Here is a 365-nt window from a genome sequence, read left to right on the forward strand (position 1 = left end):
TGGAAAAAGTAGAAGAGTCTTCAATAAAAGATATTGATATTCAATCTTTAATCTTAAAATCGAACACTTCTTTAGATGGACATATGTTGACAGGATTGGTTCGACATTTAAAAGTAGCGATTGAGCGAATTCAAAATAAATTACCTGTAAGTAATCCATATACGCAAGATATCAAAAGAAGCTTTCCTTTATCCTTTGATGAAGCTATCGGAATAAAGAAAAGTATTGAAGAGTTTTATCAAATTAGTATTCCTGAAGATGAAGTCGCTTACATCGCTGTTCATATTCAAGCACAAAGGGAGCAACTAAAGTTATCTAAAGACTCTAAATTGAAAGTGTTACTCGTGTGTAGCAGCGGAAAAGGA

At 32.6% G+C, this 365-nt stretch carries 1 protein-coding gene; it reads left to right on the forward strand.

What is annotated here, in order from left to right; translation table 11 throughout:
- The coding region (locus RYX56_RS21490; RefSeq protein ID WP_317124010.1) for a PRD domain-containing protein at positions 1-365 on the forward strand (365 nt) is incomplete at both ends.

Origin of the sequence: Alkalihalophilus lindianensis, assembly GCF_032843265.1 — a bacterium.
Lineage (GTDB): Bacteria > Bacillota > Bacilli > Bacillales > Bacillaceae_D > Alkalihalophilus > Alkalihalophilus lindianensis.